At 67.2% G+C, this 24,302-nt stretch carries 21 protein-coding genes; 11 read left to right on the forward strand and 10 right to left on the reverse strand.

Annotated elements, in window-relative coordinates:
• Position 1: 1 nt before the first annotated feature.
• On the reverse strand, positions 2 to 688 hold the full coding sequence (locus tag ACZK4H_RS12640; RefSeq protein ID WP_099553319.1) for a winged helix-turn-helix domain-containing protein: 687 nt from the start codon (positions 686 to 688) through the stop codon (positions 2 to 4).
• 111 nt (positions 689 to 799) lie between these two features.
• Positions 800 to 1,180, reverse strand: coding sequence for a VOC family protein (locus ACZK4H_RS12645; protein WP_099553317.1), 381 nt, complete (start codon positions 1,178 to 1,180; stop codon positions 800 to 802).
• A gap of 150 nt (positions 1,181 to 1,330) precedes the next feature.
• Here ACZK4H_RS12645 and ACZK4H_RS12650 point away from each other — a divergent pair, with 150 nt between their 5' ends.
• The 3 genes from ACZK4H_RS12650 (at position 1,331) to ACZK4H_RS12660 (ending at position 5,808) form a co-directional block, all read left to right on the forward strand.
• A complete protein-coding gene (locus ACZK4H_RS12650; protein WP_099553315.1) occupies positions 1,331 to 1,849 on the forward strand; it encodes a sigma-70 family RNA polymerase sigma factor in 519 nt (172 codons plus the stop codon).
• Complete coding sequence (locus tag ACZK4H_RS12655) at positions 1,846 to 2,790, forward strand: FecR family protein (protein WP_099553312.1); 945 nt, start codon at positions 1,846 to 1,848, stop codon at positions 2,788 to 2,790. Before ACZK4H_RS12650 ends, ACZK4H_RS12655 begins: the two co-directional genes overlap by 4 nt.
• Positions 2,791 to 2,859: 69 nt before the next feature.
• The gene (locus ACZK4H_RS12660; RefSeq protein ID WP_099553310.1) at positions 2,860 to 5,808 is read left to right on the forward strand and encodes a TonB-dependent receptor; all 2,949 of its coding nucleotides are present in this window, start codon (positions 2,860 to 2,862) and stop codon (positions 5,806 to 5,808) included.
• A gap of 102 nt (positions 5,809 to 5,910) precedes the next feature.
• Here ACZK4H_RS12660 and ACZK4H_RS12665 read toward each other — a convergent pair whose 3' ends face one another.
• Together ACZK4H_RS12665 and ACZK4H_RS12670 are read right to left on the reverse strand one after the other, a co-directional pair.
• Positions 5,911 to 6,234, reverse strand: a complete 324-nt coding sequence (locus ACZK4H_RS12665; protein WP_005409978.1) for a DMT family transporter — start codon at positions 6,232 to 6,234, stop codon at positions 5,911 to 5,913.
• Positions 6,234 to 6,587 (reverse strand): SMR family transporter, encoded by a 354-nt coding sequence (locus ACZK4H_RS12670; protein WP_099553308.1) that lies wholly within the window; start codon positions 6,585 to 6,587, stop codon positions 6,234 to 6,236. Before ACZK4H_RS12670 ends, ACZK4H_RS12665 begins: the two co-directional genes overlap by 1 nt.
• Before the next feature lie 160 nt (positions 6,588 to 6,747).
• Between ACZK4H_RS12670 and ACZK4H_RS12675 the strand changes: the two genes are divergently transcribed.
• On the forward strand, positions 6,748 to 7,599 hold the full coding sequence (locus ACZK4H_RS12675) for a LysR family transcriptional regulator (RefSeq protein ID WP_099553306.1): 852 nt from the start codon (positions 6,748 to 6,750) through the stop codon (positions 7,597 to 7,599).
• 75 nt (positions 7,600 to 7,674) lie between these two features.
• Here the strand turns inward: ACZK4H_RS12675 and ACZK4H_RS12680 are convergent, their stop codons facing one another.
• Positions 7,675 to 8,595 carry a M14 family metallopeptidase gene (locus ACZK4H_RS12680; RefSeq protein ID WP_099553304.1) on the reverse strand — a complete coding sequence of 307 codons (921 nt, stop codon included), beginning with the start codon at positions 8,593 to 8,595 and terminating at the stop codon, positions 7,675 to 7,677.
• A gap of 131 nt (positions 8,596 to 8,726) precedes the next feature.
• Here ACZK4H_RS12680 and ACZK4H_RS12685 point away from each other — a divergent pair, with 131 nt between their 5' ends.
• The 3 genes from ACZK4H_RS12685 (at position 8,727) to ACZK4H_RS12695 (ending at position 13,461) form a co-directional block, all read left to right on the forward strand.
• A complete protein-coding gene (locus ACZK4H_RS12685; protein ID WP_099553302.1) occupies positions 8,727 to 10,808 on the forward strand; it encodes a TonB-dependent receptor family protein in 2,082 nt (693 codons plus the stop codon).
• A 62-nt stretch (positions 10,809 to 10,870) separates the two neighbouring features.
• Positions 10,871 to 12,643, forward strand: coding sequence for a chloride channel protein (locus tag ACZK4H_RS12690; protein ID WP_239503731.1), 1,773 nt, complete (start codon positions 10,871 to 10,873; stop codon positions 12,641 to 12,643).
• 101 nt (positions 12,644 to 12,744) lie between these two features.
• Positions 12,745 to 13,461, forward strand: a complete 717-nt coding sequence (locus tag ACZK4H_RS12695) for an MgtC/SapB family protein (protein ID WP_099553298.1) — start codon at positions 12,745 to 12,747, stop codon at positions 13,459 to 13,461.
• Positions 13,462 to 13,534: 73 nt separating this feature from the next.
• Here ACZK4H_RS12695 and ACZK4H_RS12700 read toward each other — a convergent pair whose 3' ends face one another.
• Positions 13,535 to 13,942, reverse strand: a complete 408-nt coding sequence (locus tag ACZK4H_RS12700; protein ID WP_099553296.1) for a MerR family transcriptional regulator — start codon at positions 13,940 to 13,942, stop codon at positions 13,535 to 13,537.
• A gap of 63 nt (positions 13,943 to 14,005) precedes the next feature.
• On the opposite strand from ACZK4H_RS12700, the gene ACZK4H_RS12705 reads away from it, so the two are divergent.
• Complete coding sequence (locus ACZK4H_RS12705) at positions 14,006 to 14,833, forward strand: class I SAM-dependent methyltransferase (protein WP_099553294.1); 828 nt, start codon at positions 14,006 to 14,008, stop codon at positions 14,831 to 14,833.
• An 85-nt stretch (positions 14,834 to 14,918) separates the two neighbouring features.
• On the opposite strand, the gene ACZK4H_RS12710 is transcribed toward ACZK4H_RS12705, so the two are convergent.
• The 4 genes from ACZK4H_RS12710 to ACZK4H_RS12725 form a co-directional block, all read right to left on the reverse strand.
• The gene (locus ACZK4H_RS12710) at positions 14,919 to 15,209 is read right to left on the reverse strand and encodes a DUF6959 family protein (protein ID WP_014037513.1); all 291 of its coding nucleotides are present in this window, start codon (positions 15,207 to 15,209) and stop codon (positions 14,919 to 14,921) included.
• 123 nt (positions 15,210 to 15,332) lie between these two features.
• Positions 15,333 to 16,169 carry an OmpA family protein gene (locus ACZK4H_RS12715; RefSeq protein ID WP_099553292.1) on the reverse strand — a complete coding sequence of 279 codons (837 nt, stop codon included), beginning with the start codon at positions 16,167 to 16,169 and terminating at the stop codon, positions 15,333 to 15,335.
• Between the two features lie 61 nt (positions 16,170 to 16,230).
• Entirely contained in the window at positions 16,231 to 21,063 is a 4,833-nt protein-coding gene (locus tag ACZK4H_RS12720; RefSeq protein WP_242884718.1) for a YadA-like family protein, read from the reverse strand.
• Positions 21,064 to 21,298: 235 nt separating this feature from the next.
• A complete protein-coding gene (locus ACZK4H_RS12725; protein WP_099553288.1) occupies positions 21,299 to 22,279 on the reverse strand; it encodes an AraC family transcriptional regulator in 981 nt (326 codons plus the stop codon).
• Positions 22,280 to 22,972: 693 nt separating this feature from the next.
• Between ACZK4H_RS12725 and ACZK4H_RS12730 the strand changes: the two genes are divergently transcribed.
• The 3 genes from ACZK4H_RS12730 (at position 22,973) to ACZK4H_RS12740 (ending at position 24,284) form a co-directional block, all read left to right on the forward strand.
• Positions 22,973 to 23,176, forward strand: coding sequence for a Flp family type IVb pilin (locus tag ACZK4H_RS12730; protein WP_099553287.1), 204 nt, complete (start codon positions 22,973 to 22,975; stop codon positions 23,174 to 23,176).
• Between the two features lie 89 nt (positions 23,177 to 23,265).
• Entirely contained in the window at positions 23,266 to 23,811 is a 546-nt protein-coding gene (locus ACZK4H_RS12735) for an A24 family peptidase (RefSeq protein ID WP_099553285.1), read from the forward strand.
• A complete protein-coding gene (locus ACZK4H_RS12740) occupies positions 23,808 to 24,284 on the forward strand; it encodes a TadE/TadG family type IV pilus assembly protein (RefSeq protein WP_099553282.1) in 477 nt (158 codons plus the stop codon). The genes ACZK4H_RS12735 and ACZK4H_RS12740 overlap by 4 nt, the downstream gene beginning before the upstream one ends.
• The last annotated feature ends 18 nt before the right edge of the window (positions 24,285 to 24,302 follow it).

Below are 24,302 nucleotides of genomic sequence, written 5' to 3' on the forward strand. Positions count from 1 at the left end.
GTCAGGCCCCGGCCGGCAGGAACAGATAGCCCTGACCGCGCACGGTCTTGATCCTGGCCGGGTCGCGTGGATCGTCCTGCAGCTTGCGCCGCAGCTTGCTTACGCACATGTCGACGCTTCGATCCAGCCCGTTGAAGTCGATGCCGCGCACGCTGTTGAGCAGATCGTCACGGCTGAGGACTTCGCCACTGCGGCTGGCCAGCGTCCACAGCATCTCGAACTCGCCTGTGGTCAGCTCCAGGCGACGGTCGCCCAGCTGCACCCTGCGGCTACGACGGTCGATGTCCAGCGTATCGAAGCGCAACCGCTGCTCGTTGGGCTGGCGCTGCGCCGGGCGGCGCAGCAGCGCGCGCAGGCGTGCCAGCAGCACCGGTGGCTCCACCGGTTTGATCACATAATCATCGGCGCCGGACTCCAGGCCCAGCACATGGTCCAGCGCGTTGTCGCGCGCGGTCAGCATCAGCACCGGTACATTGCAGAAGTCGCGGAGATCGCGGCAGACCTGCAGGCCATCCCGGCCCGGCAGCATCAGGTCCAGCACCACCACCTCCGGTTGAAACGCCTGCACGGCCGCGCAGGCCTGGCTGCCGTCGTGCACGCAGTGCACGTGATAGCCGTGGGGTTGCAGGTAACGGCCGATCAGTCCGGCCAGCTTCAGATCGTCTTCCACAAGCAGCAATCGGGTCATCGAGTTCCGTCTCATCCGGCGCCCGCCGTTCGTTGGCGGGCGCGGCCGATTGTACCCACCGGCGGAGAGGCCGCATCGGTCGGAAGTCCCGGGTCGTAACCTGCGTTGTGTTCAGGTCATCACATGCACCGCGCACAGCTTGTTGCCATCCGGGTCGCGCAGGTACGCCAGGAACAGCTGGCGCCCGGCCATGCTGCGGATGCCAGCCGGGTCTTCGATGGCCGTGCCGCCATGGGCCACGCCCGCGTCCTGCCAGCCACGCACGGCCTCGGCACTGTCGAGGGTGAAACCAATGGTGCCGCCGTTGGCATGGCATGCCGGCTGCCCATCGATGGGCGCAGTGACGATGAACATGCGGCCATCCTTGAAGTACACCAGCCTGCCCTTGTCATCGAAGACGCCGGGACGTGCGCCCAACGCGGTGAACAGGGCATCGTAGAAGCGATGCGCGACGTCCATGTCGTTCGTTCCAACGGTGATGTGGCTGAACATGCGGGCACTCCCTGTGGAAAACCGCAGTGTCGGCGAGCACGCCGGGCATCGCAAATCCGGCGACCTCCGCCGCTGCGGCATGCGCAGGATTTGTCGTGCACCGCCCGACCATTCTATAATGGGAATCATTCTCATTCATGACCCATGCCGATGGCCGTGCCCGCCGCCTCCAGCACCGCGCTGGCGGGGTTCTACCGCGAACACCATGGCTGGCTGCTGGGCTGGCTGCGCCGCCGCACCCACAACGCCGACTGCGCCGCCGACCTGACCCAGGACACCTTCCTGCGCCTGCTCAGCCGGCGCGTCGATCCGTCCGAACTGCGCCTGCCGCGCGCCTATCTCAGCACCATCGCGCACGCCCTGCTGGTCAACCACTGGCAGCGCGCGGACCTGGAGCGCGCCTATCTGACCGCGCTGGCCGCACAACCGGAGCCGGTGCATCCCTCTGCGGAGGAGCGCACGCAGGCGCTGCAGCTCCTGCATGCCATCGCTGACATGCTGTCCGGCCTGGCCGAGCGGCCACGGCGTGCCTTCCTGCTGGCCCGGCTGTCCGGACTGGGCTATGCGGAGATCGGCCAACAGCTGGGCGTGTCCGAGCGCATGGTCAAGAAGTACATGGCGCAGGCGATGCTGCATTGCCTGCGCCTGTCCGGCGACGCCCCCGAATGAGCACGGCATTGGCCAGCCCGGCGCTGGAGCAGGCGGCAGAGTGGTTCGCGCTGCGCCAACAGGGCTGGAGCGACGACGACCAGCAACACTGGCGTGCGTGGCTGCAGGCCGATGCTGGTAACGTCGATGCCTGGCGCCGGGTCGAGGCTGTCTGGCAATCGTTCGCTCCCCTGTCGGCACCGGCGGCCGCAACCGCATTTGATGCTGCGCGCCTTCGCCGGCGGCGGGCGCTGCGCAGCATCGGTGGCGCGCTCGGCATCGGTGCGGTCTCGCTTCTCGGCCTGCACGGGCTGCAGGCGCAGCGCCACCTGCAGACGCAACGCACCGCTGCCGGGCGCACCGGTCATTGGATGTTGGCCGATGGCAGCCAGTTGTGGCTCAACGCCGGCAGCGAAGTGACCGTCGACATCGGCAACGGCAACCGCGCCCTGCATCTGCTGCGCGGCGAACTGCTGCTGCAGACCCGCCACCACCCAGCATTCACCGGGTTGCCCCTGAGCGTGCATGTACCCGGCGCGCGCCTGCAGCCAATCGGCACCCGCTTCGCGGTCGGCCGCGAAGCCCAGGACAGCCGGTTGGACGTGTTCGAGGGCGTGGTGCGGTGCCTGCCGATGTTCGGCGCGGCGCTGGATGTGCCTGCGGGAAGTGCGCTGCAGATCGGACCGATGGGGGGACTCACATCGGTGGCCGCTGATCCTCTGCGCGGCGACTGGCAGGACGGACGCCTGCAGGTGCAGGACACGCAGCTGATCCGGGTGATCGACGAACTGGCCCGTCACCATCGGGGCTATCTGGGCTGTGATCCGGCACTGTCCGCATTGAATGTCACCGCGGTATTGCCGCGCCTGGACAGCCTGCAGGCCCTGAAACTGCTGGCGCGCGCCCTGCCGATCCGCATCGAGCAGCGCTGGCCATGGTGGACCGTTGTGCGTCCGATCTGAAATGGCGGTTCCCTTTCTGCGCGCTCGGCGGGCCCTACAAGGGAACCCATTGCGGATGTCGCCGCCCCCATGAAACTACCCTGCCCTTCCCCTCGCCCGCTTGCCATCGCACTGTGCCTGGCCCTGGCGACGCCGTGCCTGTTGCCGGCCGCCGCCCACGCACAGGATGCTGCCGCTGCCGTCCGCTGGCAGATCCCGGCCGGTCCGCTCGACCAGGCCTTGACCGCGTTCGGCCAGCAGTCCGGCCTGTCCATCGCTGCCGATGCGCGCCTGACCCGCGGCCGGCACAGCGGTGGCGTGCAGGCCTCGCTCAACACCGAGGCCGCGCTTGCACAGCTCCTCGCCGGCACCGGCCTTTCGTTCCAGCGTGATGCCAGCGGCGTGGTGCTGCAGGCCGCCCCCGCCACCGACGCTGGCGTGCGCCAGATCGGCACCCTGCGTGTGGCCGGCCAGGCCAGCGAAGGTGCTTCGCCGTGGGGGCTGGCCGATGCCGACGCCGTCTACCGCGACAGCGGCTCGCGCGTGCACCTGGACCACCAGCAGCTGGAGCGGTTCCGCGGCCAGTCGATCGGTGATGTGCTGGCCGGTGCGGTCGGCGTGCACACCGCTGACGTGCGCAACGGCGGTGCCCTGGACGTCAACATCCGTGGCCTGCAGGGCCAGAACCGGGTGCCGGTGATCATCGACGGCGGCCAACAGGCCATCGATGTCTATCGCGGCTATGCCGGCGTGCAGCAGCGCAGCTACCTGGACCCGGACCTGATCAGTGCGATCAGCATCGAGAAGGGGCCGAGCCTTGCCGCCAATGCCGCCAGCGCGATCGGTGGCGTGGTCTACATGGAAACGTTGAAGGCCGAGGACATCCTCGACGACGGCCAGGACTGGGGGCTGCGCGTGCGTGGCGGCGTGGCCGACAACAGCATCGACCGCACCCGCACCTTCAAGCAGATCGCGCGTGGCAGCGACAACCGCAACAGTCTGCGCGACCCGCGCGACTGGAACGGCAGCGTGGCCTTCGCCCAGCGCAGCGAGGACTGGCAGCTGGTCGCGGCCTACGCACGGCGCCGCCAGGGCAACTACTTCGCCGGCAGCAATGGCGCCCACCGCTACGACGACCAGCATCTGTCCAGCGGTGGTACCGGCATGTCCAGCCAGGCGGTCTCGGACATGTACCACCCCGGCGATGAAGTCCTGAACACCCATACCGACAATGAATCGGCGCTGCTGAAATTCACCTGGACGCCCAACCCGGACCAGCGCCTGGAGTTGAGCCACCGCTACTTCAACTCCAGCTTCGGCGAGATCATGCCATCGGCGATCGGCCGCGTGGGTGAGTCCAACGAATGGGTGACCTACGTGGACAAGGCCAACACCATGTTCCAGTTCGAGCCCGGGAAAATGCGGCTCAACGCCACCTCGCTGCGCCATCGTTACCGCCCCGAGGCGCACCCGTGGCTGGACCTGAGCAGCACGCTGTGGTTCACCACCGCCACCAGCCGCATGTTCAACAGCAACATCGCCAACACGCCGCTGTTCAAGGACGTGCCCAACGATCAGATGCCCGACACGCTGGGCGAGACCTACGGCCCGGGCCTGCAGTCGGACGTGAAGACCCGGCGCTGGGGCCTGGACAGCAGCAACACCACCCGCTTCAGCAATGATCTGGGTGACTGGACGCTGCGCTATGGCGCGTCCTTCCAGCACGAAGACACCGCACCCAACTCGCCGGTGCTGCCGGTGGACTACAACAACAACCGTTACCTGCGCTCGGGCACGCGCCGCGAGGCCAGCGTGGTGGCGTCGTTGCAATGGCAGCCGTGGGACTGGCTGTCGCTGACCGCTGGCGGCCGCTTCATCGACTACCGCACCCGCGACCGCAACCGCGTCGCCTTCGTCAGTGAATCGCGCGACCTGCGCTACACCTTCGCGCGCCTGAGCAAGGGCGGCCAGCTGCTGCCGGGCTGGTACAAGGAGTGGTACCCGGATGCACAGGGCAACTACACCTACGACTCGCTGCGGGCCACGCCCTACGGCGACCGCACGCTGGGCCAGAGCTACGACTTCGATGGCTTCATTCCCGACCCGCGCGGCGCGAACGGTTTCTACACCAAGCAGATTCCTACCGCGTGGGGCTACAAGCCGGCGATCCGGCGTTCCGGCCACGGCTTCGCACCCTATGCAGAGGCCCGCTTCAACCTCGACGAGGACATGTTCTTCTACGTGAAGTACGCACAGGGCTGGAAGATGCCCAGCCTGTTCGAATCGACGCTGGGCAACAGCACCTCGGCGCCGGTGGCCGACCTGAAGCCGGAAAAGAACCGCTCCTGGGACATCGGCTTCAGCCTGCTGAAGCAGGACCTGTGGCGCGACGGCGACCGCCTCGCGTTCAAGGTGGCCTGGTTCAAGAACGATATCGACAACGCGATCACCCGCCGCTTCGACTCCAGCAACTGGGCGTTCTACGTCGACAATGTCGACAACTACACGGTGTCCGGCTACGAGCTGCAGTCCGGCTATGACGCCGGCATCGCCTACCTGGACCTGTCGGCCAGCTACTACCAGCGCGCGCGCACCTGCGATGCGGCCACCGCCAAGCGCCTGCGCGAAGACCCGTATGCGAAGTGGAGCAAGCTGGACACCACGCCGGACTGCGTGGACGGCGGCTTCGGCACCTCGTTCGTCAACGCGCAGAATCCGCCCAAGTACTCGATCCACAGCACGCTGGGCTTCCGCCTGTTCGACAAGCGGCTGGATACCGGCATCCGCCGCACCTACAACAGCGGCCCCACCCATGAACTGGACAAGCCCTGGAACACCACCGGTTCGACCGGCCTGCAGAACATCTACCTGCCCACCGCGATCTATGACTTCTATGCGCGCTGGCAGTTCACCCCGAAGGCCGAAGTGGAACTGGTAGTCAGCAACCTGCGCAACACTTACTACATGGACACGCTGGCGATGAGCCTGATGCCGGGCCCGGGCCGCACCACGCGACTGAACTTCACCGCACGTTTCTAACTGCGGCAGAAACAGCAAGGCCCCGGGGAAATCATCCCCGGGGCGCTTGCCTGCGGCGACTCAGCACTGGCAGATGCCAACCTTGGTTGGCACGGCGACGCGTTACTTCGCGGTACTCAGCAGCAGTACCGCGACGGTCACCAATGCGATGCCGACCCAGCCGATCGGGCGCAGTCGGTTACCGAACAGCAGGCGGCCGCAGGTGGCGGTACCGATCACGCCGATCGCACCCCACATCGCATACGCGGTGGCCAGGTCCATGTAGCGCACGGCCTGGCCCAGCAGGGCGAAGGCGATCCAGACCATGACGATCGCACCAACGCCCCAGCGCCAGCGGCGGAAGCCCTCCGACTTTGCCACCATCATGTTGGCGGCAACGTCGATCAGCGCCGAACAGATCACGAAAAACAATGCCAGGGTGTTCATCAGTGCGCCTCCCCGAGGGTGACGCAGACGATGCCGACAACCGCCAGCACCAGGCCGGCCAGCTGCTGCAGCGACAGGCTCTCGCCGAACACGGTGAGGCCGACCACGGTCAGCAGGGTCAGGCCCAGGCCTTCCCACACCGCGTAGGCCACGCCCACGGCGATGCGGCGCACCGACTGCGCCAGGAAGAAGTAGGACAGCGCCAGCGCGCCGGCCATGATCAGATAACCGGTCCAGCCGCCATCGCGGGCGGCATGGGCCATGAACGAGGTGCCGACCACTTCGGCGACGATCGCCACGGCCAGGCAGGCCCAGGCGACCAGCGCGCCACGGGCGGGAACAGTATGGGACATGTGAAACTCCTTGCAGGACGGGGACCACGCCGCCTCATCAATAGATCCACGGCATGCGTGGAGGGCCCGGAACGCCCCGCAGACAGGGGCGACGGCGACCAGTATCATCGGCTTTTACGGTGGGATCAAAATGGATTCCATCGACAGGAGCGATGGATCAATGCCCTACTCCCCTGAATCCCTGCAGGCCTTCGTGGAAGCCGCGGCGCTGGGCTCGTTCTCGGCCGCCGCGCGACGGCTGCGCAAGACCCAGTCGACGGTCAGCACCGCCATTGCCCACCTGGAGGCCGACCTGGGCGTGCACCTGTTCAATCGCAGCGGGCGCTATCCGCAGCTGACCGAGGCCGGGCGCCAGGTGCTGGGCCACGCGCAGGAGATCCTGGCCGCCGATGCCCGCCTGCAGCAGTTGAGCGTGCGCCTGGCGGCGCCGGTCGAGCCGCGCCTGACCGTGGTGTTCTCCGACGTCTACCAGCTCGATCCAGCGCAGCGGATCCTGCAGCGCTTCGCCGAGGCGTTCCCGGAGATCGAACTGGAGTGGCTGGATGCCGAGGGCGAGGACGTGCTGGAGCTGGTCGGCAGTGGTCGTGCCGGGCTGGGCCTGCTGCCCAGGCAGGAGCGCTATCCCGATGGACTGGTGGCGCGGCCGCTGGCGCACCACAGCGAACTGTCGGTGTACGTGGCGCGCGAACACCCGCTGGCCAGCGCCGGCCGTCGCGCCGCCGCACAACTGGCGCGGCATCGGCAGGTGCGCCTGAGCGCGGAGGTCGATCAATCCCGCGTGGTCACCGGCCTGGCCTGGACCGCCACCGACTACCTGATGGTGATGGAGATGGCCGAGGACGGCATCGGCTGGGCCGAGCTGCCGCGGGCGCTGGTGCAGCGCTATGACCGTGGGCGACTGGTGGAACTGGTGCTGCCCGGCTGGCCGAGGCGCATCCACAGCGACCTGCTGTGGCGCCGCGACACCCCGCCGGGACCGGCCGCCCTGTGGTGGGCCGACGCATTGGGATGAACCGAAAAAGGGGACGGAGGGGATTAAGTCGTTTGTGGCACAAACGACTTAATCCCCTCCGTCCCCTTTTACGTGTCAGCGGTGGGCGAGCGCGTATTCCAGCGCCGAGCACACCGCAGCCACCTGCGCGTCGTTGCACTGCTGCGGGGTCGCCCGCGGGCTGTCCGGGTAGACCTCGGTGGTGGTGGTGTACTTCGCGCCGGTGATGCCGGCGCACAGGCCCAGCTTCACCAGCGGGTACTCGATCACGCCATGGGCCACCACCGGCGAACCGATGATCTCGCCCTTGTCGTCGGCGGGGGCGATGTGGGTGACCTTCTCCACCGCAGCGATCACCGCCTGCTGGAAGGCCGCCTGCGGGGCCTCGCTGTCATCCACCAGATAGAAGCCATCGGGAATCAGGCCCGGCTCGAACGGCTTGCCGTCGCGCGCCGCCAGCGCCGGGCGGAACTCGCTCTCGTCGCTGTCGGTGGTTTCGTGCAGATCGATGTGCAGCACGAACTGGCCCTTGTACGGCGCGATCAGTTCGATGACGGCGGTCGATTCACGCGCCGGGCCATCGTTGCGGAAATTGCGGTTCGGATCGATCGCATCGAAGTTCCAGCGGTTGATGCGCTCGAATCCCCACGGGTTCACGCACGGCGCCACCAGCAGGTTGGCCTTGCCGGCATAGTCGGCGGCGTGCTTCTCGAGGAACTCCAGCGCGCCCATCACGCCGCTGGTTTCGTAGCCGTGCACACCGCCGGTGATCAGCGCGGCCGGGAGTGCCGGGTTCCAGTCGCGGCTGCGCAGGGCGAACAGGGTGTAGGTCTCGCCAGCGTAGTCGAGCTGGCCATAAGCCACCTTGTCGAAGCGCGAGGCCAGCGCCTCGATGCGGGGCAGCACCTCCTCGTCGTAGCGACGCAGGCGCTGCTGGCGGCCACGCCACGCCTCCCGTTCCGCCGCTCCCCACGGCTGGCCAGGGGTTCCGACGGGGTAGAAAGCGGCTTGGGACATGGCGGATCTCAGCGAGTCAGGAAGCAATCGCCCACTCTACCACCGGGGGAACAGCGTGAACTGGCGACGCATTCCATTGGCGAATGGAATCAGCAATAATTCTCATTTACCACCTTCCACAGCCCGCACCGATGCCCATCCCTGCCCTGCAACCGGCCCGCCTGCCGCTGGCCGCCGCCCTTGCCCTGTGCCTGCTCCCGACCGCCGCCGCCTTCGCCCAGGACGGCGCCACCACGCTGGACAGCATCCAGGTCTCCGGCAGCTGGCTGGGCACCGGCCTGCATGACAGCGTCAAGAGCTTCGCCGGCGCACGCACCGTGGTCGACCGCCAGCGCATCGAGGCCAGCGGCGCGGCCAGCATCGGTGATGCCATGCGCCGCATCCCCGGCGTGCAGGTCACCGACAACTCCGGCACCGCCGGCAGCTCGGTGTCACTGAACATCGGCGTGCGCGGCCTGACCGGGCGCTACTCGCCGCGCTCGACGGTACTGCTGGACGGCGTGCCGCTGGCGGTCGCGCCATATGGCCAGCCGCAGCTGTCGTTCGCGCCGACCAGCCTGTCCAACATCGAATCGATCGACGTGGTGCGCGGCGGCGGCGCGGTGCGCTACGGGCCGCAGAACGTCGGTGGCATCATCAACTTCAGCACCCGCGCCATCCCGACCGGCGCGGGCCTGCACGGCGAAGCGGGCGTGCGCTACACCGCCTACGACCATGGCGGCGGTGACAGCACCCAGTACAACGCCTTCCTTGGCGGCACCGGCGACAATGGGCTGGGTGTCGCCCTGCTGTACTCCGGCCAGGACGGGCGTGGCTGGCGCCAGGGCAGCGATGACCGCTTCAACGATCTCGCGCTGAAGTTCGCCTACGCCATCGACGAACAGCAGGAGCTGCGTGCCAAGCTGTCGTACTACGACGTGCGCTCGCTGACCCCGGGCGGCCTGACCCGTGCGCAGTACGAGGCCGATCCGTTCCAGAACACCCGCCCCACCGATTTCTGGAAGGGCCACCGCACCGGCATCGACCTGGGCTACACCAACACGCTGTCGGCCAACAGCGAATTCGAGGTGCTGGCCTATTACAACGAAAGCAGCCGTGCCAGCTCGCTGATCAATGCCGCCAATACCCAGCTGACCGTACAGCCGCGTGACTACCGCGTGCTCGGCATCGAGCCGCGCTACACCCAGCGCCTGCACTGGGGCGCCAGCGTGCACGACATCACCGCCGGCTATCGTTTCCTGCGCGAGCGCGGCAACGACCGCAGCTACACCGTCACCCGTCGTACCGGCGTGGCCAGTGCCACCAACCGCTTCGACAACGCCACCGACGCCCACGCGTTCTACATCGACGACCGCATTGCGATCGGCCAGTGGCGGATCACCCCGGGCGTGCGCATGGAATGGATCGACATGGACCGCCGCCAGGCCGGTGGCACGGCGACCTTCAGCAGCCGCAACGACAAGGCCCTGCCCTCGCTCAACATCGCCTACCTGCTGACCCCGCAGCTGACCGTGTTCGGCAACTACACCACCTCGTTCGGGCCGGTGCAGAACATCCAGCTGAACTCGCAGACCGCCAGCAATCCGCTGAACCCGGAAATCGCCAAGACCACCGAACTCGGTGCGCGCTGGCAGGACGGTGCACTGCGCGCGGAAGTGACCGTGTTCAAGATGCGCTTCGACAACCAGATACTGCAGGTGCCGGGCATCACCCCGCCGACCTTCCAGAACATCGGCGCCACCGACCACAAGGGCGTGGAGAGCGCGCTGGAGTACCACTTTTCCGAGGACGGTGCGCTGGCCGGGTTGGAGCTGTACGCCAACTACACCTGGACCAAGGCGATCCAGCAGTCGGGCGACAACCGTGGCCTGGACGTGCCCTTCTACTCGCGCGACACCGACAGCGTCGGCGCCCGCTACGCGCTGGCCGGCTGGACCTTCAATGTCTCCAGCACCCACCAGAGCGGCCAGTACTCCGATGCCGCCAACACCTGGGCCGAGAGCGCCGATGCGCGCGTAGGCCGCGTGCCGGGCGTGCGCCTGTGGAATGCACAGGTGGCCTGGCAGGTGCCGGGACTGGGCGACAGCGAGATCGCACTGGGCGTGAACAACCTGGCCGACAAGCGCTGGTACACCCGCAACGTCGATGGCAACGCCGGCCGCATGGTGGCCGCGCCGCGCACCTTCTACGTGCAGGGCCGCTACCGCTTCTGACGCCGTAACCGCCCGATGCAGTGACGGTGGCGATCACGGTGGCGGCGTATCATGCCGCCACCATGTCACTGCCTGTTTCGCCATCGCGCCTGCATTCGGCCTTCCAGGGCCTGCGCCTGCGGCTGCGCGGCAGTGATCTGTGGTTCATCGCGCTTGCCCTGCTGGTCGGCCTGATCGCCGGCTACCTGACCCTGCTGCAGTCCGGCATCGCACGCTGGCTGCAGGGCACCCTGTACGGGCTGGATGAAGGCATGCGCCTCAGCTCCCTGCCCTCGCTGACCTGGACCGCGCTGCTGGTGCTGCCACTGGGCGGCCTGCTGGTCGGGCTGGTCAGCCTGGCCGCGACCCGGCGCAAACGCCCCCTGCTCGATGCGGTGGAAGCCAATGCCCTGCATGGCGGCCGCATGTCGATGCGCGACAACCTGATCGTGCTGACCCAGACCCTGCTGTCCAATGGCTGCGGCGCCTCGGTCGGGCTGGAGGCTTCGTATACGCAGATGGGCGCCGGCAGCGGTTCCCAGCTGGGCCGGGTGATGCGCCTGCGCCGCAACGATGTGCGTATCCTGGTCGGCGCCGGTGCCGCCGGCGCCATCGCCGCCGCCTTCGGTGCGCCCCTGGCCGGTGCGTTCTACGCCTTCGAGATCGTCATCGGCGCCTACACCCCGGCCGCACTGGCGCCGGTGGCGGTGGCTGCACTGGCCGGCGCGTTCGTGGCCGACCAGGCCGGCATCGAGGCCTACCTGCTGCCGGCCGCCTCGACGATTGATGTCCGCGCCGCCGACTACGCCATCTACGGCCTGCTCGGCTGCTGCTGCGCGATGGTCGGCATCGCGGTGATGCGGCTGATCGCCTCGATCGAGGGCACGGTCAAGCGCAGCCGGTTGCCGCTGTGGGGCCGCCCGGTGGTCGGCGGCCTGCTGCTGATTCCACTGGCCCTGGCCAGCCCGCAGGTGCTGTCGTCCGGCCATGGCGCGCTGCACCTGGACCTCACTACGCACCTGCCGCTGATCTGGATCGGCGGCCTGTTGACTCTCAAGTGCCTGGCCTCGGGCATCTCGCTGGGCTTCGGCTTCCGTGGCGGCCTGTTCTTCGCCTCGCTGTTCATGGGCACCCTGGTCGGCGCGTTGTTCGCCGGGCTGCTGGCGATGGCCACCGGCGTGCCGGTGATCGACGCCACCTCGGCCGCACTGGCCGGCATGGCAGCGCTGGCCGCGGCGGTGGTCGGCGCGCCGATGACCATGGCCATGCTGGTGCTGGAAGGCACCCACGACTTCCTGCTGACCAGCGTAGTGATGAGCGCGGTGCTGGTGTCCAGCACGCTGGTGCGGCAGTGGTTCGGCTATTCGTTCTCGACCTGGCGCATGCACCTGCGTGGCGAGACCATCAAGAGCGCACGCGACGTGGGCTGGGTGCAGAACCTCAATGCCGGGCGGATGATGCGCAAGGGCGTGGCCACCGCACCGGCCGATCTCGATGCCGCCGCGTTCCGCCAACGCTTTCCGCTGGGCTCGGGCAGCCGGGTGATCCTGATCGACAGCGAAGGCCATTACGCTGGCATCGTGCAGATTCCACGGGTCTACGGCGATGGCGTGAAGCCGGAAACCCTGATCGGCGAACTGGCAGAGAACCGTGACGTCTCGCTGGCACCGTCCTCCGACGTGGTCAGCGTGATGCAGCGCTTCGACCAGACCCAGGCCGATGAACTGGCGGTGGTGGCCGCCGACGGCCAGGTAATGGGCGTGGTCTCCGAGGCCTTCGTCCGCAAGCGCTACGCCGAAGAACTGGACAAGCGCCAGCGCGAACTGATGGGCGAGCGCGTCGAGGACACCGACTGATCCCGAAAAAGGGGACGGAGGGGATTAAGTCGTTTGTGGCTCATCCGGGTATCCACGCATGGCATGGATCCACCGTCACATGACCGGGGTAGACTCCGGCCATGCGCTTCATTGAAACCTTCCAGGCCGGCCCCTTCGCCGACACCGTGGTGAGCCTGCTGGCCGCCTTCGTGCTGGGCACGCTGATCGGCGCCGAGCGTCAGTACCGGCAGCGCACCGCCGGCCTGCGCACCAACGTGCTGGTGGCCGTGGGCGCGGCTGCCTTCGTCGACCTGGGCATGCGCATCGCCGGCAGCGCCGAAGCCGTGCGGGTGATCTCCTACGTGGTCTCCGGCGTCGGCTTCCTCGGCGCCGGCGTGATCATGAAGGAAGGCATGAACGTGCGCGGCCTGAACACCGCCGCCACCCTGTGGTGCTCGGCGGCGGTCGGCAGCTGCACCGGCGCGGACATGCTGGCCGAGGGCGTGCTGCTGACGGTCTTGATCATCGCCGGCAATACCCTGCTGCGCCCCCTGGTGAATGCGATCAACCGCATTCCGATCAATGAGGCCGCCACCGAGGCCACCTACGAGGTGCGCCTGAGCGTGGATGCCGACGCCGTGCCGCGGGTGCGCGAGCGCCTGGTCGATGCGCTGGAAGCCGCGCAGTACCCGGTCGGTGATGTGCAGCTGGTCGAGCATGCCGACGCACCCACCGATGTGATCGCGGTGCTGGTCAGTACCGCCGTGAGTGCTGATGAGCTGGACGTGGTGCTGGCGCGGATGGAGCACGTGCCGGGCGTGCTGCACGCCACCTGGGAAGTCAGTACCCGCGATTGATTCCTCCACGCAGGGCGTGGATCTACCGAGGTCGTGGTGCAGTAGATCCATGCCATGCGTGGATGCCCGTCTCTCACCCACCCGCCATGCGCTGCTGTGCCCGCAACAGTTTTCGGAACGAGCCGCACTTCCGGGCATCCTCTGCCTGCGGGCAGGCCGCCGCACGTTGCAGGTGCCGGCGTACACGTTGCAGATGGGTGATCTGCCGCCGCAGCACATCGGCCTGCGCCAGCAAGGCCTCGCGGTCCAGCGGGATGCACCCACGCTGCGGCGGCAGCGACGCCCCGATCTGCTGCAGCGACAGCCCGGCTGCCTGGCCGAGACCGATCAGTGCCAGCCGTTCCAGCACCTGCTCGTCGTACTGCCGGCGCAGGCCACGACGGCCCAGTGCCTGCAACAGCCCCAGCTGTTCGTAGTAACGCAGGGTCGAGGCCGGCACGCCGCTGCGCCGCACCACCTCGCCGATATCCAGTTCATGCACGGGCTTGACCTCAAGTGACCTTCAAGCGCCAACCTATGGGCAACTACCCACCGAGGCAAGGCCATGGCCAGCACATCCCCCGTTGATCAGAACGCCCTGTGGAACGGCCCTGGTGGCCAGGTCTGGGTTGCGCAGCAAGCCATTCTCGACGGCCTGTTCCAGCCGATGGCCGACCTGCTGGTGGCCGAACTTCCAGATACCGTCACGCAACTGCTCGACATCGGCTGCGGTACCGGCGCCAGCCTGCTGGCCGCCGCCGCAGCGCGCCCAGCGGCACATTGCACCGGCCTGGACATCTCCGCGCCGATGCTGGCGCTGGCCCGCCAGCGCGGCGAGGCGGCAGGACTGGACGCAGACTTCATCGTCGCCGATGCGCAACGGCATCCGCTGCCAACCGCACACTTCGACTGGGTCCAATCTCGTTTGGGCGTGATGTTCTTCGAGGATACCGAGACCGCCTTCGCCAACCTGCACCGCGCCGCGCGGCCGGGTGCCGGCCTGCGTTTGATCGCTTGGCGCAGCGCAGCGGAGAACCGGTTCATGACGACGGCCGAGCGCGCCATTGGCGATGAACTCGATCTACCCCCACGCGCGCCAGGAGCACCCGGCCAGTTTGCCTTTGCCGATGGCCAGCGCGTGCAGCGCCTGCTGCAGGCCGCCGGTTGGACGGATGTGGAGATGGTTGCGGTGAACCTGCCGTGCTCGATCGCCCGCGATGAGCTGCCAACCTACGTTGGCCAGCTGGGCCCTTTGGGCCTGGCGCTGCGCAACCTGCCCGAAGACCGGGCCACCTCGCTCCGGAACAAGGCAGTCGCGGCATTCACCCCGTTCATCGAGGGCGACCGTGTGCGCGTGGACGCAGCCTGCTGGCTGGTACGCGCCCTCGCCTGATGCAAAAAGGGGACGGAGGGGATTAAGTCGTTCTTGCGCCGGCTGTGCCGGAAACGACTTAATCCCCTCCGTCCCCTTTTTTCTTCTACAGCGCCTCGCCGGCGTCGGCCAGGCGCGATTCGATCAGGGCATACCACTGCTGCAACACGTCGATGAGCATGTCCAGCTCGGCGTCGGTGCGCTGTGCGCGGCCGCTGCGCAGGCAGGCCTGGGCTTCCTGCAGCTGGGCCAGGAACCCGGCCACGGTATCGGCCTGCAGGATCAACCCTGGCAGGCGCCGCCCGGGAATGCGCACCACGGCATGGTTGCCGAGCTGGCCATACACACTCAGTGTGGCTTCCGTCTTCATGGAAAGAGGCAGGAATTGGGCATTCATCGCGTGCACCATGGAGAAAACCTGAGCCGCCGGCAGGCGTGGTCGACGGGGGAGACGTAACCACGTCCTGCCGGCGGTCAGGGGGGACTCGGAATACCGGGACACTTCCCCGGCGTGGAACTGTCAGCGCGGCTGGGCCATCCCGGCGATCTGCACGCGCCGGTTCGGTGCCAGGCACGCGATCAGCTCGCGACGGTTGCGCTGCTCGCACTGCACGATCGGCTCGGCTGCGCCCCGCCCTTCGGCGCTGATGCTGGCCGCAGGCACCCCACCCTGCACCAGCGCGCTGCGCACGGCCTCGGCACGTCGCTGCGACAGGGTCTGGTTGTAGCTGGCACTGCCGATACGGTCGGTGTACCCGGTCACCCGGATCGACTGCACCTGACTGGCCTCGCGCACCTGCGCCAGCACGCCCTGCACCGCCTGCTGGCCTTCGGCGCTGAGCACCGCGCTGTCGAAGCCGAACAGCGCGTCGGCCGACAGGCGCAGCGGCTGCTCCGGCAACGGTGCCGGTGCCGGCGGCGCCGGTGGCCGTGGCGGTTCGATCACCGCCGCGCACGATTCCGGCTTCCAGTAGCCCCCCTGGGCGATGCCCTTGCTGTCGAAGCGCACCTGGAACTGGCAGGTGAAGTACTCCGCGCCCTGCGCGGTGCGGAAGTTGAACAGGTAGTTCCACTCGCGCACGCCCCACATGCCTTCGTTGAAGTGCGGCGTTCCCAGCAAGGTATACAGCTGCCGCTTGCTCATGCCCGGCGCGAAGCGGCGCAGGTCGGCGACGTCGGGATAGATGCCTTCCTTCAATGAGGCCTTCGAGGCCTCCGGGAACTGCACGGCGGTGGTTTCGGCAGGGCCGTCGGCGGCCGGCGCATGGCTGCGGCAGGCGGCCAACAGGCCCATTCCCAGGATCAGGCCCAGCACTGCGACCATCTGGCCGGTGCGGGCGATGCGATGCTGTTTCATGTCATTCCCCCTTTGGACGTTTCCGCGATGCCGGGCCGCGCCTGCGGCCCGGCGGCGGCGATCACCACTGGATGCCGGCACCGACGGCCACACCGGCCTCGCCACGGCTGTTGGTCGAGCCGCTGAACTTGTAGATCCAGCGCCCTCCCTCGGAGACACCGGAGATGCCGACCGCCACGCCCGACTCGCCGTTGTAGCTGCCGGCGGCAACCGAGGCCATGCTGCGGCCCGCTTCGCTGGGCTGCGGCAGGGCTGCGGTGGCCATCGCCGACGCGATACCCGCCGAGGCGCGGTTGTCGGTCTTGCGCAGGTCGCGCTCGAAGCCACCCATGCGCTCGTCGGTGTACGCCTTCGACCAATCCAGGGTCTGGGCCATGCCCGACTTCAGCTGGTCCACGTTGACCGCGTCGGTACCGGCGGTGCCGGCGGCGACGTTGCGCACCGTGGTCGGGCCGCTGTTGGTACTGCCCAGCGTGACACTGTTGAAGTTGGTCGCGCCGTTCACCGTGGTGTCGTAACGGATCGTGCCCTGCTGCGAGGCCTGCAGCTGGCGCACGTTGACCGCATCGGTGGCCTGCGAACCGTCGGCCACGTTGACGACCTGGCGTTCGGCACCGGCGGCACCGACCGAGACCGTGTTGGCCCGGTTCGCCACCGAACCCGCACCCAGCGCCACCGAGTTGTCGGCCTGCGCCTGCGAACCATTGCCCAGCGCGGTCGAGTTGGCACCCGCGGCGGTGGAGCCTGCGCCACCTGCGGCCGAATTGGCCCCGCTGGCGGACGGATCGGCCAGGTTGTTGGTGTTGTTGGCGCGGAAGCTGCCGGCCACGTTGGTGATGTTCTGGATCTTCTGGTCGGTGTACTTCTTCGATTCATCGATGGCGTAGTTCACGCCGTTCTTCAGCTGGCCCACATTGGTTGCGTCGTACGTATCGGAGCCGTCGGCGACATGGGTGATCTTGCGCTCGCTGCCGGTGCTGCCGACCGAGACCTCACCGGCCGAGTTGCTGGCGCCGGTCTGCCCGTAGGCACCGGTGTAGCCACTCTGGGCACCGACGCTGGCCACCGAACCGGCACCCAGCGCCACGCTGTTGCCGGCACTGGCGCTGGCACCGTTGCCGACCGCGACGCTGTTGGCACCGGCCGCACTTGCCTGCGGGCCGACCGCCACCGCTTCCGCGCCGGCCGCCGTTGCAGCCGCTGCCGTCGAGTTCACCGCCAGGTAGGCGCTGCCACCGCCACCATTGGTGATGCGCTGGTTGAGAACCTTCAGCGAGCCGTCCACCGCGGTGAATGCGGCGGTGACGTTGTTGTAGTCACCGCTGGTGAAGGTGCCATCGGTAGCGATGCTGGAGATGCTGAACTTTGGCGCGGTCCACACGTTGGTGGTGCCGTTGTAGGCGGTGGTGCCACCGAAGTAGTTGGCGATGGTGCTGTTCGTGCTGAACAGCTGGTCGCCGGTGATGGCATCACTGCTGCCGGCCAGGATGCTGCCGGCGGCGACGTTGGTCACCTTCACAGCACCGGTGCCGGTGCCCTTCAGCGAGACACTGTTGATCACGTTGCCGCCGCCGTCGACGTCGTACTTCACGGCCAGCTTGTCGATCTCGCCGGTCTGGTCGGCCACATTGGCCAGCGAGTTGCTGACCGCGTCGAAGGCCGTACCGACGTCGTTGTAGTTGCCCTTGGTGATCGTGCCGTTGGCGGCCACGTTGTTGATCGAGTAGGTCGGGGCGGTCAGCACACCGCTGGCGTTGACCGCTGCACCACCACCGAGGTGGGTGGCCACGGCCTGGTTGGCGGCGAACAGCTGGGCACCGTTGATGGCTTCACTGCTGGTGGCACTGACCTGGCCCGGGCCGAGGTTGCGCAGCGTGGTGGCGGTGCCGGTCTGGCCAAGCGTGGCGCTGGCGTAGTTGACGCTGCCGTCGCCGTTGAGGTCGTAGCGCAGGGCGCCCTGCTCGGACGCCTGCAGCTGGCCCACGTTCACCGCATCGGTCGCCGCCGTACCGGCGGCCAGGTTGGTGACCTGGCGCTCGGCACCGGCCGCGCCGATGGACACACTGTTGGCACGATCGGCCAGGCTGCCAGCGCCCACCGCGATGCTGTTGGCGGCGGTGGCGCGGGCGTTGGTACCCACTGCGATTGAATCGGTGCCGCTGGCCACAGCCTCGGTGCCGGTGGAGTTCACCCGCAGGTACTTGGTTCCGCCATTGCGGATATCGGTGATCTGCGTGTTGAGGTTGACCAGCGAGCCATCGACGGCCGCGAACGCGTCGGTGGCGTTTTCGTACAGGCCCTTGGCGATGGCACCACCGGTGGAGATGCCGCTGATCTCGAACAGCGGTGCGGTGAAGACACCACTGGCCGGATCGAACGCCGCGCGACCACCGAAGAAGCTGGCGATGGCTGCATTGGTACCAGCCAGCTGGCCACCGTTGACCGCCTCCAGGCTGCCTGCGGTGATCGCGCCGCCGGCCAGGTTGCCGATGGTCGTGGTGCCGGTGCCCGCACCGAGGGTGACGCGGCGATAGTTCGGGTTGCCGGCACCGTCCAGGTCGTAGGTCACAGCGGCATCGGCCACGCCGTTGATCAGGCTGATCGCGCCCTTCAACTGGGCCACGTTGACCGCGTCGGTGTTGACGCTGCCGGCCGCGACGTTGGTGATCTGGCGCTCGCCGCCACCGGCGGTACCCACCGACACTTCACCGGCCGAGACCTGCGGCGCAGTGAGGCCGTAAGCGCTGTAGCTGGCCTGTGCACCGCGCAGTGCGGCCGAACGGTAACCCAGTGCCACCGAGTTGGCCTGGCTGGAGGTGGCTTCAGCACCCAGCAGGGTCTGGCCGTTGGCGGTACCCACGGCACTGTCACCGACGATCACCGAATGGCCCATGCGTGCAGCGTAGTCTGCGGTCGGCACACCGGTCGGGTTGCTCGGGTCGTTGACCCCATCACCCGGGAAGGCGACGTTCGCATCAACCTTCGGCAACTCATGACGTGCGTTGGCACCGATCACCACTTCCTTCGAACCGTTGGCGAACGCACCGTCGCCCATCAGCACCTGGTAGTCCTGCGCGGCGTTGACCGCCCAGCACGAGATGTCAGCCAGGGCGATGTCCAGGCACTTGGCTGCCCATGCAGGTGAATCCTTCGGCAACAGCAGGCCCAGCAGGCCGCCCGGATTGCCGTTGTTGATGTTGTAGATGTAGCTGTCGGAGGTGACACCACCGATCAGGGTCAGGTGCGAGCTGCCACCCGTGGCCGCGCCGCCCAGACCGTTGAGCGTGCTGCCCACTGGCGACAGGTTGACCACCGGCAGGCCCAGCACATTGACCGTCGAATAGGTCTGCATCACGTTGGCGTTGCTGAGCTTGAGATTTCCGTTGCTCAGGTAGCCGTTGCCGCCGAACAGGCTGGTGGTGGTCGGCCCGATCAGCTGGCCGACATTGCCGACCAGGCCACCGGTACCGATGATCAGCCCCGCATTCGGGTCGGCCGCCGCCGGCGCCTTCGGGCTGGTCGGCGGGATCGCCGAGGGTTTGGTCAGGCCGAGACCGCCCAGCGTGCCCCCCACCAGGCCACCCACCGCGCTGCCCAGGTTGCCGACCGTGCCGTTGAGATTGCCGTTGAGCAGGTTGCCTACGGCGCTGCCGACGTTGCCAAGCGTGTTGCCCAGCAGGCCACCCAGGCCAGTGCCGGAGCCGGTGGCGCCATTGAGCAGGCCGCCGACGGAACCAACCGTGTTGTTGAGCGTGCCGCCGACCGCAGTGCCGACGCTGCCAACCGTGCCGCCGACGGCGCCTACGGTATTGTTGAGCGTGCCGCCTACCGCGCCGCCCACACTACCGACGGTGCCATTGAGAGCTCCGCCAACAGCGCCTCCAACCGCGCCGACAGTGCCTGCTGCACCATTCAATGCGCCGCCTACGGCGCCTACGGTGTTGTTGAGCGTGCCACCCACGGCGCCGCCCACGCTGCCGACGGTGCCGTTGAGCGCACCACCGACGGCGTTGCCCGCGGCGCCGACCACGCCACCCACCAGCCCCCCGACACCCAGTGCGCTGTTCTGCGCCGCAACCGTTGCCTGGCCCGCCAGTTTCAGGTTGCGATCAGCAACCACTTCCTGGCCATCCGGCGCCTGCACGCGCACCTTGCCAGCTGCACCGGCATCGAATGCTGCGGTGATCGCCCGATCGTGGGTTTCTCCCGGCAGTTCCTCCCTGGCAGGCAGCGTGATCGCCGCCGTCGCCTTTGCCTGGCCCTGGGCGTCGATCTGATGGCCTGCCACCGTCACCTTCGAATCGAGCGCCCCATCAACAGAAGCCTTCAGGCCCCGCAGCGCACCTGTCGGCGCGCCGCTGATGCCGGCGGCCGCCTGTGCACCGGTATCGATTGATGCCACCTGCGCACCGCCGAGGCCGATGTTGGCTTTCGCACGGACATCAGCAGCAAGCCCAGGGACGGCGACCTGCTTCGGCGCCGTGTTCGCGGCCAGCTTCACCTGCACGGTGGCCGGCAGCACGTCACGCACCACCGGCAGCGACGCGGTGCTCAACTGCAGGCCGACCCGCGCATCCGCGCTGATTGCCGGGCTGCTCTGGGCCTGGCTTGCGGCAGCCGCGAGGGCTACCTCGGCATCGACCTTGACCGGCATGGGCTGCGTGTACTTGGCTGCAAGTGCCTGCAGATCACGCAGCGATTGATTGGATTCGGATGCCCCTGCGTGGCCACTGGCCAGCGCACACAGCAGGGCCAGGGCGAGCGTGGTGGGCATCAGCAGGAAGGCGCGCGGATCCCGCGCGGCACTGCCACCGCTGTCGCCGGTGGCCAGTTCGGAGGCCACGACCAGAGCATTGAGCTGGCGGTTCCATACACGCCGGTAGATGCGATTCATGAGCACTTCCCCCGTAGGCGAACAACTGGAATGTCAGTGGACTTGCCGTTTGGCAGGTGATTGACATTTCAGCGCTCGCCGCGGCGGCTGCGCACTTCATTCCGGCACGGCAATCGCGCATTCCGGCAAATCCACGGCCGGAATCGGCAGCCGGTTATGCAGAAGCGGCAACGATATCGGCAAGCGCATGCGCAATTCCGGCAGAAACCACCCCGAAACCCTTGCGGCGCTTGATTCAGGCCGGCTGGCCGATCTGCGCGGGAGCGCGCATCAGCGTATCGCGCGGCAGTTCGCCGAAGACCTTGCGGTAATTGTCGGCAAAACGAGAGAGGTCCCAGAGGCCGCAGCTGAGGGCGATCGCCTTCACCGAACGGCGGCTGGAATCGGCCATCGACAGGCTGCGGCAGGCAGCGCACAGCCGCAGCATGGACAGATAGCGGTTGGGCGAGGTTCCGAACAGATCCTCGAAGGCATAGCGCAGGCCGCGTTCGCTGACACCCGCCGCGTCGCATATCTCGTTCATGTAGATGTTGCGGCGCAGGTTGAGCCGCATGAAGTTCTCCGCCCGCTGCGCGATCAGATAATGCGTGCGCCGCGCGCGGCTGCAACCAGGGCGATCGGCGGCGCCTGCACCGAGCAGGGCCTGCACGTGCTCGTGCAGCAATCGTTCGGTTTCCTCCGGCTGCAGGCCAGCACCCTGGCCGAGCTGAAGATGCAGTTGCTGATAATGATGGGCGAGTGGTGCCGAATCGTTCGCCAGATTGAACAGTGAAAGTGCCTGGCCTGCGGGTGGCGTGCTGCGCAGGCTCAGTTCGGTCAGCTTGCGTTGCACCCGTGCGACCGGCACCAGCATCAAGGTCATGTGCGTACCGGGGCTCAGCGTGAACTCGCTGATGCCTTCGGGCATCACCGTCAGCGCCATCCCAGGAGTAAGCGGCACCCCGTGGCACCAGCTCAGTGTTTCATCGGTCGCGTGCAGATACCCCAGCATCGCCCAGTCGGGTGGCAGCATGAAGCGGCCACGGCAATGGAAGCCGCAACTGATGCTGCAGAACAGGGCTTCCTCATGCACGCGCGAAGCGAAGGCCGCCCGCGGCCCGTTGCCATCGAGCAGCAGCAGTTCGACATCGCACACACGAAGTACGCCGCTCAGCGTCGCCAGATCGATCGATCGCAGGCCGCTGTCGTCGCTGTCTTCTACCCCACCATCGACCATGACAGTGTCGTCCCCCCGTTGATCCGCAACACGCTGCAGCCCCCACTGCCTGACAGGGCCACACCATTCCTCCAGGAACCTTCGCTATTTCCGGGAGGGCTGCGACCGGTGCCGCGCGACCCACCCTGTTGAAAGCAGCAACTTGAAACCGAGTATGCCCGATAATCATCGAAGGTAAACCCGAACCCTGCATTGAAGAAAATAGATACACAGATGAAGAAAATGTGGTCGCCAGTGGCACGATTTTCGCATGCGCCATTTGCGACATCACATTATCTGCACGTCGATGAATCGTTTTGCCAGCGAACGGATATACGTCACAGAAACAGCCTGAAAGTTTAAGGATCGACGCGTTTCTGCCGAATTTGCATATAGGTTCCAGTTGCAGCCAACCGCCATTCAGGCAAAGTCGATAACACGGTGATCCGGTCGCTTCAGAACGGCCACACCTGGGGGAGCGCATGACCACGACCGTATCGCAGAACAGTTCGGCCACCGGCGCAGCGCCGCGTGGTTGCAACGTTGCGGCCGGTATTTCTCCCGGGGCCGATTACCCAGAATGAGCACGGCGGGTCATTCCCGTCATGCCACCCCGCCAGGACGTGCGGGGCCCACGGACGATCCCGGCGGAGCCGGGCCACCGCCCAACAGGTGTCCTGCATCTGCAGACAACAAGTAGAGGGAGACAAGGCCATGAACGCATCCATCCGCAAGTTCCTGAAGGAAGAAGATGGTGTCACCGCGCTCGAGTACGGGCTGCTGGCCGCCGTCATCGCCGGCATCCTGATTGCGGTCGGCAACAAGGAGATCAAGGGGTTCTTCGAGACGCTGTTCAAGAACCTCTCCGACCTCGCCACCAAGGCCTCCGGGTCGACACCTGCGACCGGCGGCGGCTGAGCCTGCGTGCATCGCACATCCCTGCAGCGGTGCTGGGATGTGCCCGGTGGCAACTGCAGACTGTCCAATGACGGACGACGGAGCGTGCGATGACGTTGCTGGGACTATTGGCCATCGGCGTGTGCCTGCGGATCGCGATCAGCGATCTGTATGCCCGCCGGGTGCCCAATGCCTGGCTGCTGTCTGCATCCGTCATTGCCATCGCATTGATCATCGCGGGGCAGTTCAGCGCGCCGCGCCAGCCGTGGCTTGCCCACGCAGCGGGCGCGGCGCTCGGCCTGGTGGCCCTGCTGCCGTTCTATGCCATCCGCTGGATGGGCGCCGGTGACGTCAAGTTCTTCGCGGTACTGGGCCTGATGCTGGGCTGGAAAGCCCTGCTGCCGATCTGGGTGGTGGCCAGTCTCGCGGCCGGCCTGCACGCGGCAGTGATCATTGTTGGCCGCCGTTTGGGCGTGATGCTGCCTACGAGCCTTCAGATGCAGGTCAACCGCGCCAGCAGCCAATGGCAATCAAACCCTGCCCTGCGCGACATGCAGGCCGCCCGCCAGGGACGACACGGCATTCCCTATGCAGCCTACCTGGCTATCGCCGGCATCGGCTGGGTTCTGGCAAGCGTCTATGGAGGTGTGGCATGAACATCCGCAATCCACGGCGTCAGCGCGGCGTGGCCAGCATCGAATTCGCCCTGATGCTGATGCTGGGCCTGCTGCCACTGCTGCTGTTCACGTTCTCCGGCGTGATGATCATGGCCGCGCAACAGACATTGGCGACGGCCTCGGCCGAGGGCGCTCGCGCTTCATTGCGCTATGGCAGCGCCAATGAACGGCGTACTGCCGCCTGCGTTGCAGCCCGCAGTTCGATGCAGTGGCTGTTGAAGTTCTCTGGACAGGGTGTCGACTGCAGCAATGGCGGTAGCAACGCCATCCTGGTCTCCGCACAGGCGCCCTGCGCCGGCCTGGCCACTGCCCAATGCATGACGGTGACGGTCAGCTATGACTACGCCAGCCATCCCTTCCTGCCGGGCACCGCCACGCTTTACAAGTGGGTGATGCAGGCTCCCATCCGTAGTGTCGCGGTCGCCCAGCTCGACCTCGGCAGCGGCAACTGACGATCGGTACAGGAGACG

The organism is Stenotrophomonas sp. 78350_Sma (genome assembly GCF_056482105.1).

Coding starts and splice junctions, on each gene's coding strand:
- ACZK4H_RS12675 (WP_099553306.1), top strand. CDS start 6,748: ATGCCCTACTCCCCTGAATCCCTGCAGGCCTTCGTGGAAGCCGCGGCG.
- ACZK4H_RS12730 (WP_099553287.1), top strand. CDS start 22,973: ATGAACGCATCCATCCGCAAGTTCCTGAAGGAAGAAGATGGTGTCACC.
- ACZK4H_RS12735 (WP_099553285.1), top strand. CDS start 23,266: ATGACGTTGCTGGGACTATTGGCCATCGGCGTGTGCCTGCGGATCGCG.
- ACZK4H_RS12650 (WP_099553315.1), top strand. CDS start 1,331: ATGGCCGTGCCCGCCGCCTCCAGCACCGCGCTGGCGGGGTTCTACCGC.
- ACZK4H_RS12640 (WP_099553319.1), bottom strand. CDS start 688: ATGACCCGATTGCTGCTTGTGGAAGACGATCTGAAGCTGGCCGGACTG.
- ACZK4H_RS12660 (WP_099553310.1), top strand. CDS start 2,860: ATGAAACTACCCTGCCCTTCCCCTCGCCCGCTTGCCATCGCACTGTGC.
- ACZK4H_RS12715 (WP_099553292.1), bottom strand. CDS start 16,169: ATGAAACAGCATCGCATCGCCCGCACCGGCCAGATGGTCGCAGTGCTG.
- ACZK4H_RS12725 (WP_099553288.1), bottom strand. CDS start 22,279: ATGGTCGATGGTGGGGTAGAAGACAGCGACGACAGCGGCCTGCGATCG.
- ACZK4H_RS12695 (WP_099553298.1), top strand. CDS start 12,745: ATGCGCTTCATTGAAACCTTCCAGGCCGGCCCCTTCGCCGACACCGTG.
- ACZK4H_RS12655 (WP_099553312.1), top strand. CDS start 1,846: ATGAGCACGGCATTGGCCAGCCCGGCGCTGGAGCAGGCGGCAGAGTGG.
- ACZK4H_RS12740 (WP_099553282.1), top strand. CDS start 23,808: ATGAACATCCGCAATCCACGGCGTCAGCGCGGCGTGGCCAGCATCGAA.
- ACZK4H_RS12720 (WP_242884718.1), bottom strand. CDS start 21,063: ATGAATCGCATCTACCGGCGTGTATGGAACCGCCAGCTCAATGCTCTG.
- ACZK4H_RS12670 (WP_099553308.1), bottom strand. CDS start 6,587: ATGTCCCATACTGTTCCCGCCCGTGGCGCGCTGGTCGCCTGGGCCTGC.
- ACZK4H_RS12710 (WP_014037513.1), bottom strand. CDS start 15,209: ATGAATGCCCAATTCCTGCCTCTTTCCATGAAGACGGAAGCCACACTG.
- ACZK4H_RS12665 (WP_005409978.1), bottom strand. CDS start 6,234: ATGAACACCCTGGCATTGTTTTTCGTGATCTGTTCGGCGCTGATCGAC.
- ACZK4H_RS12645 (WP_099553317.1), bottom strand. CDS start 1,180: ATGTTCAGCCACATCACCGTTGGAACGAACGACATGGACGTCGCGCAT.
- ACZK4H_RS12685 (WP_099553302.1), top strand. CDS start 8,727: ATGCCCATCCCTGCCCTGCAACCGGCCCGCCTGCCGCTGGCCGCCGCC.
- ACZK4H_RS12690 (WP_239503731.1), top strand. CDS start 10,871: ATGTCACTGCCTGTTTCGCCATCGCGCCTGCATTCGGCCTTCCAGGGC.
- ACZK4H_RS12680 (WP_099553304.1), bottom strand. CDS start 8,595: ATGTCCCAAGCCGCTTTCTACCCCGTCGGAACCCCTGGCCAGCCGTGG.
- ACZK4H_RS12705 (WP_099553294.1), top strand. CDS start 14,006: ATGGCCAGCACATCCCCCGTTGATCAGAACGCCCTGTGGAACGGCCCT.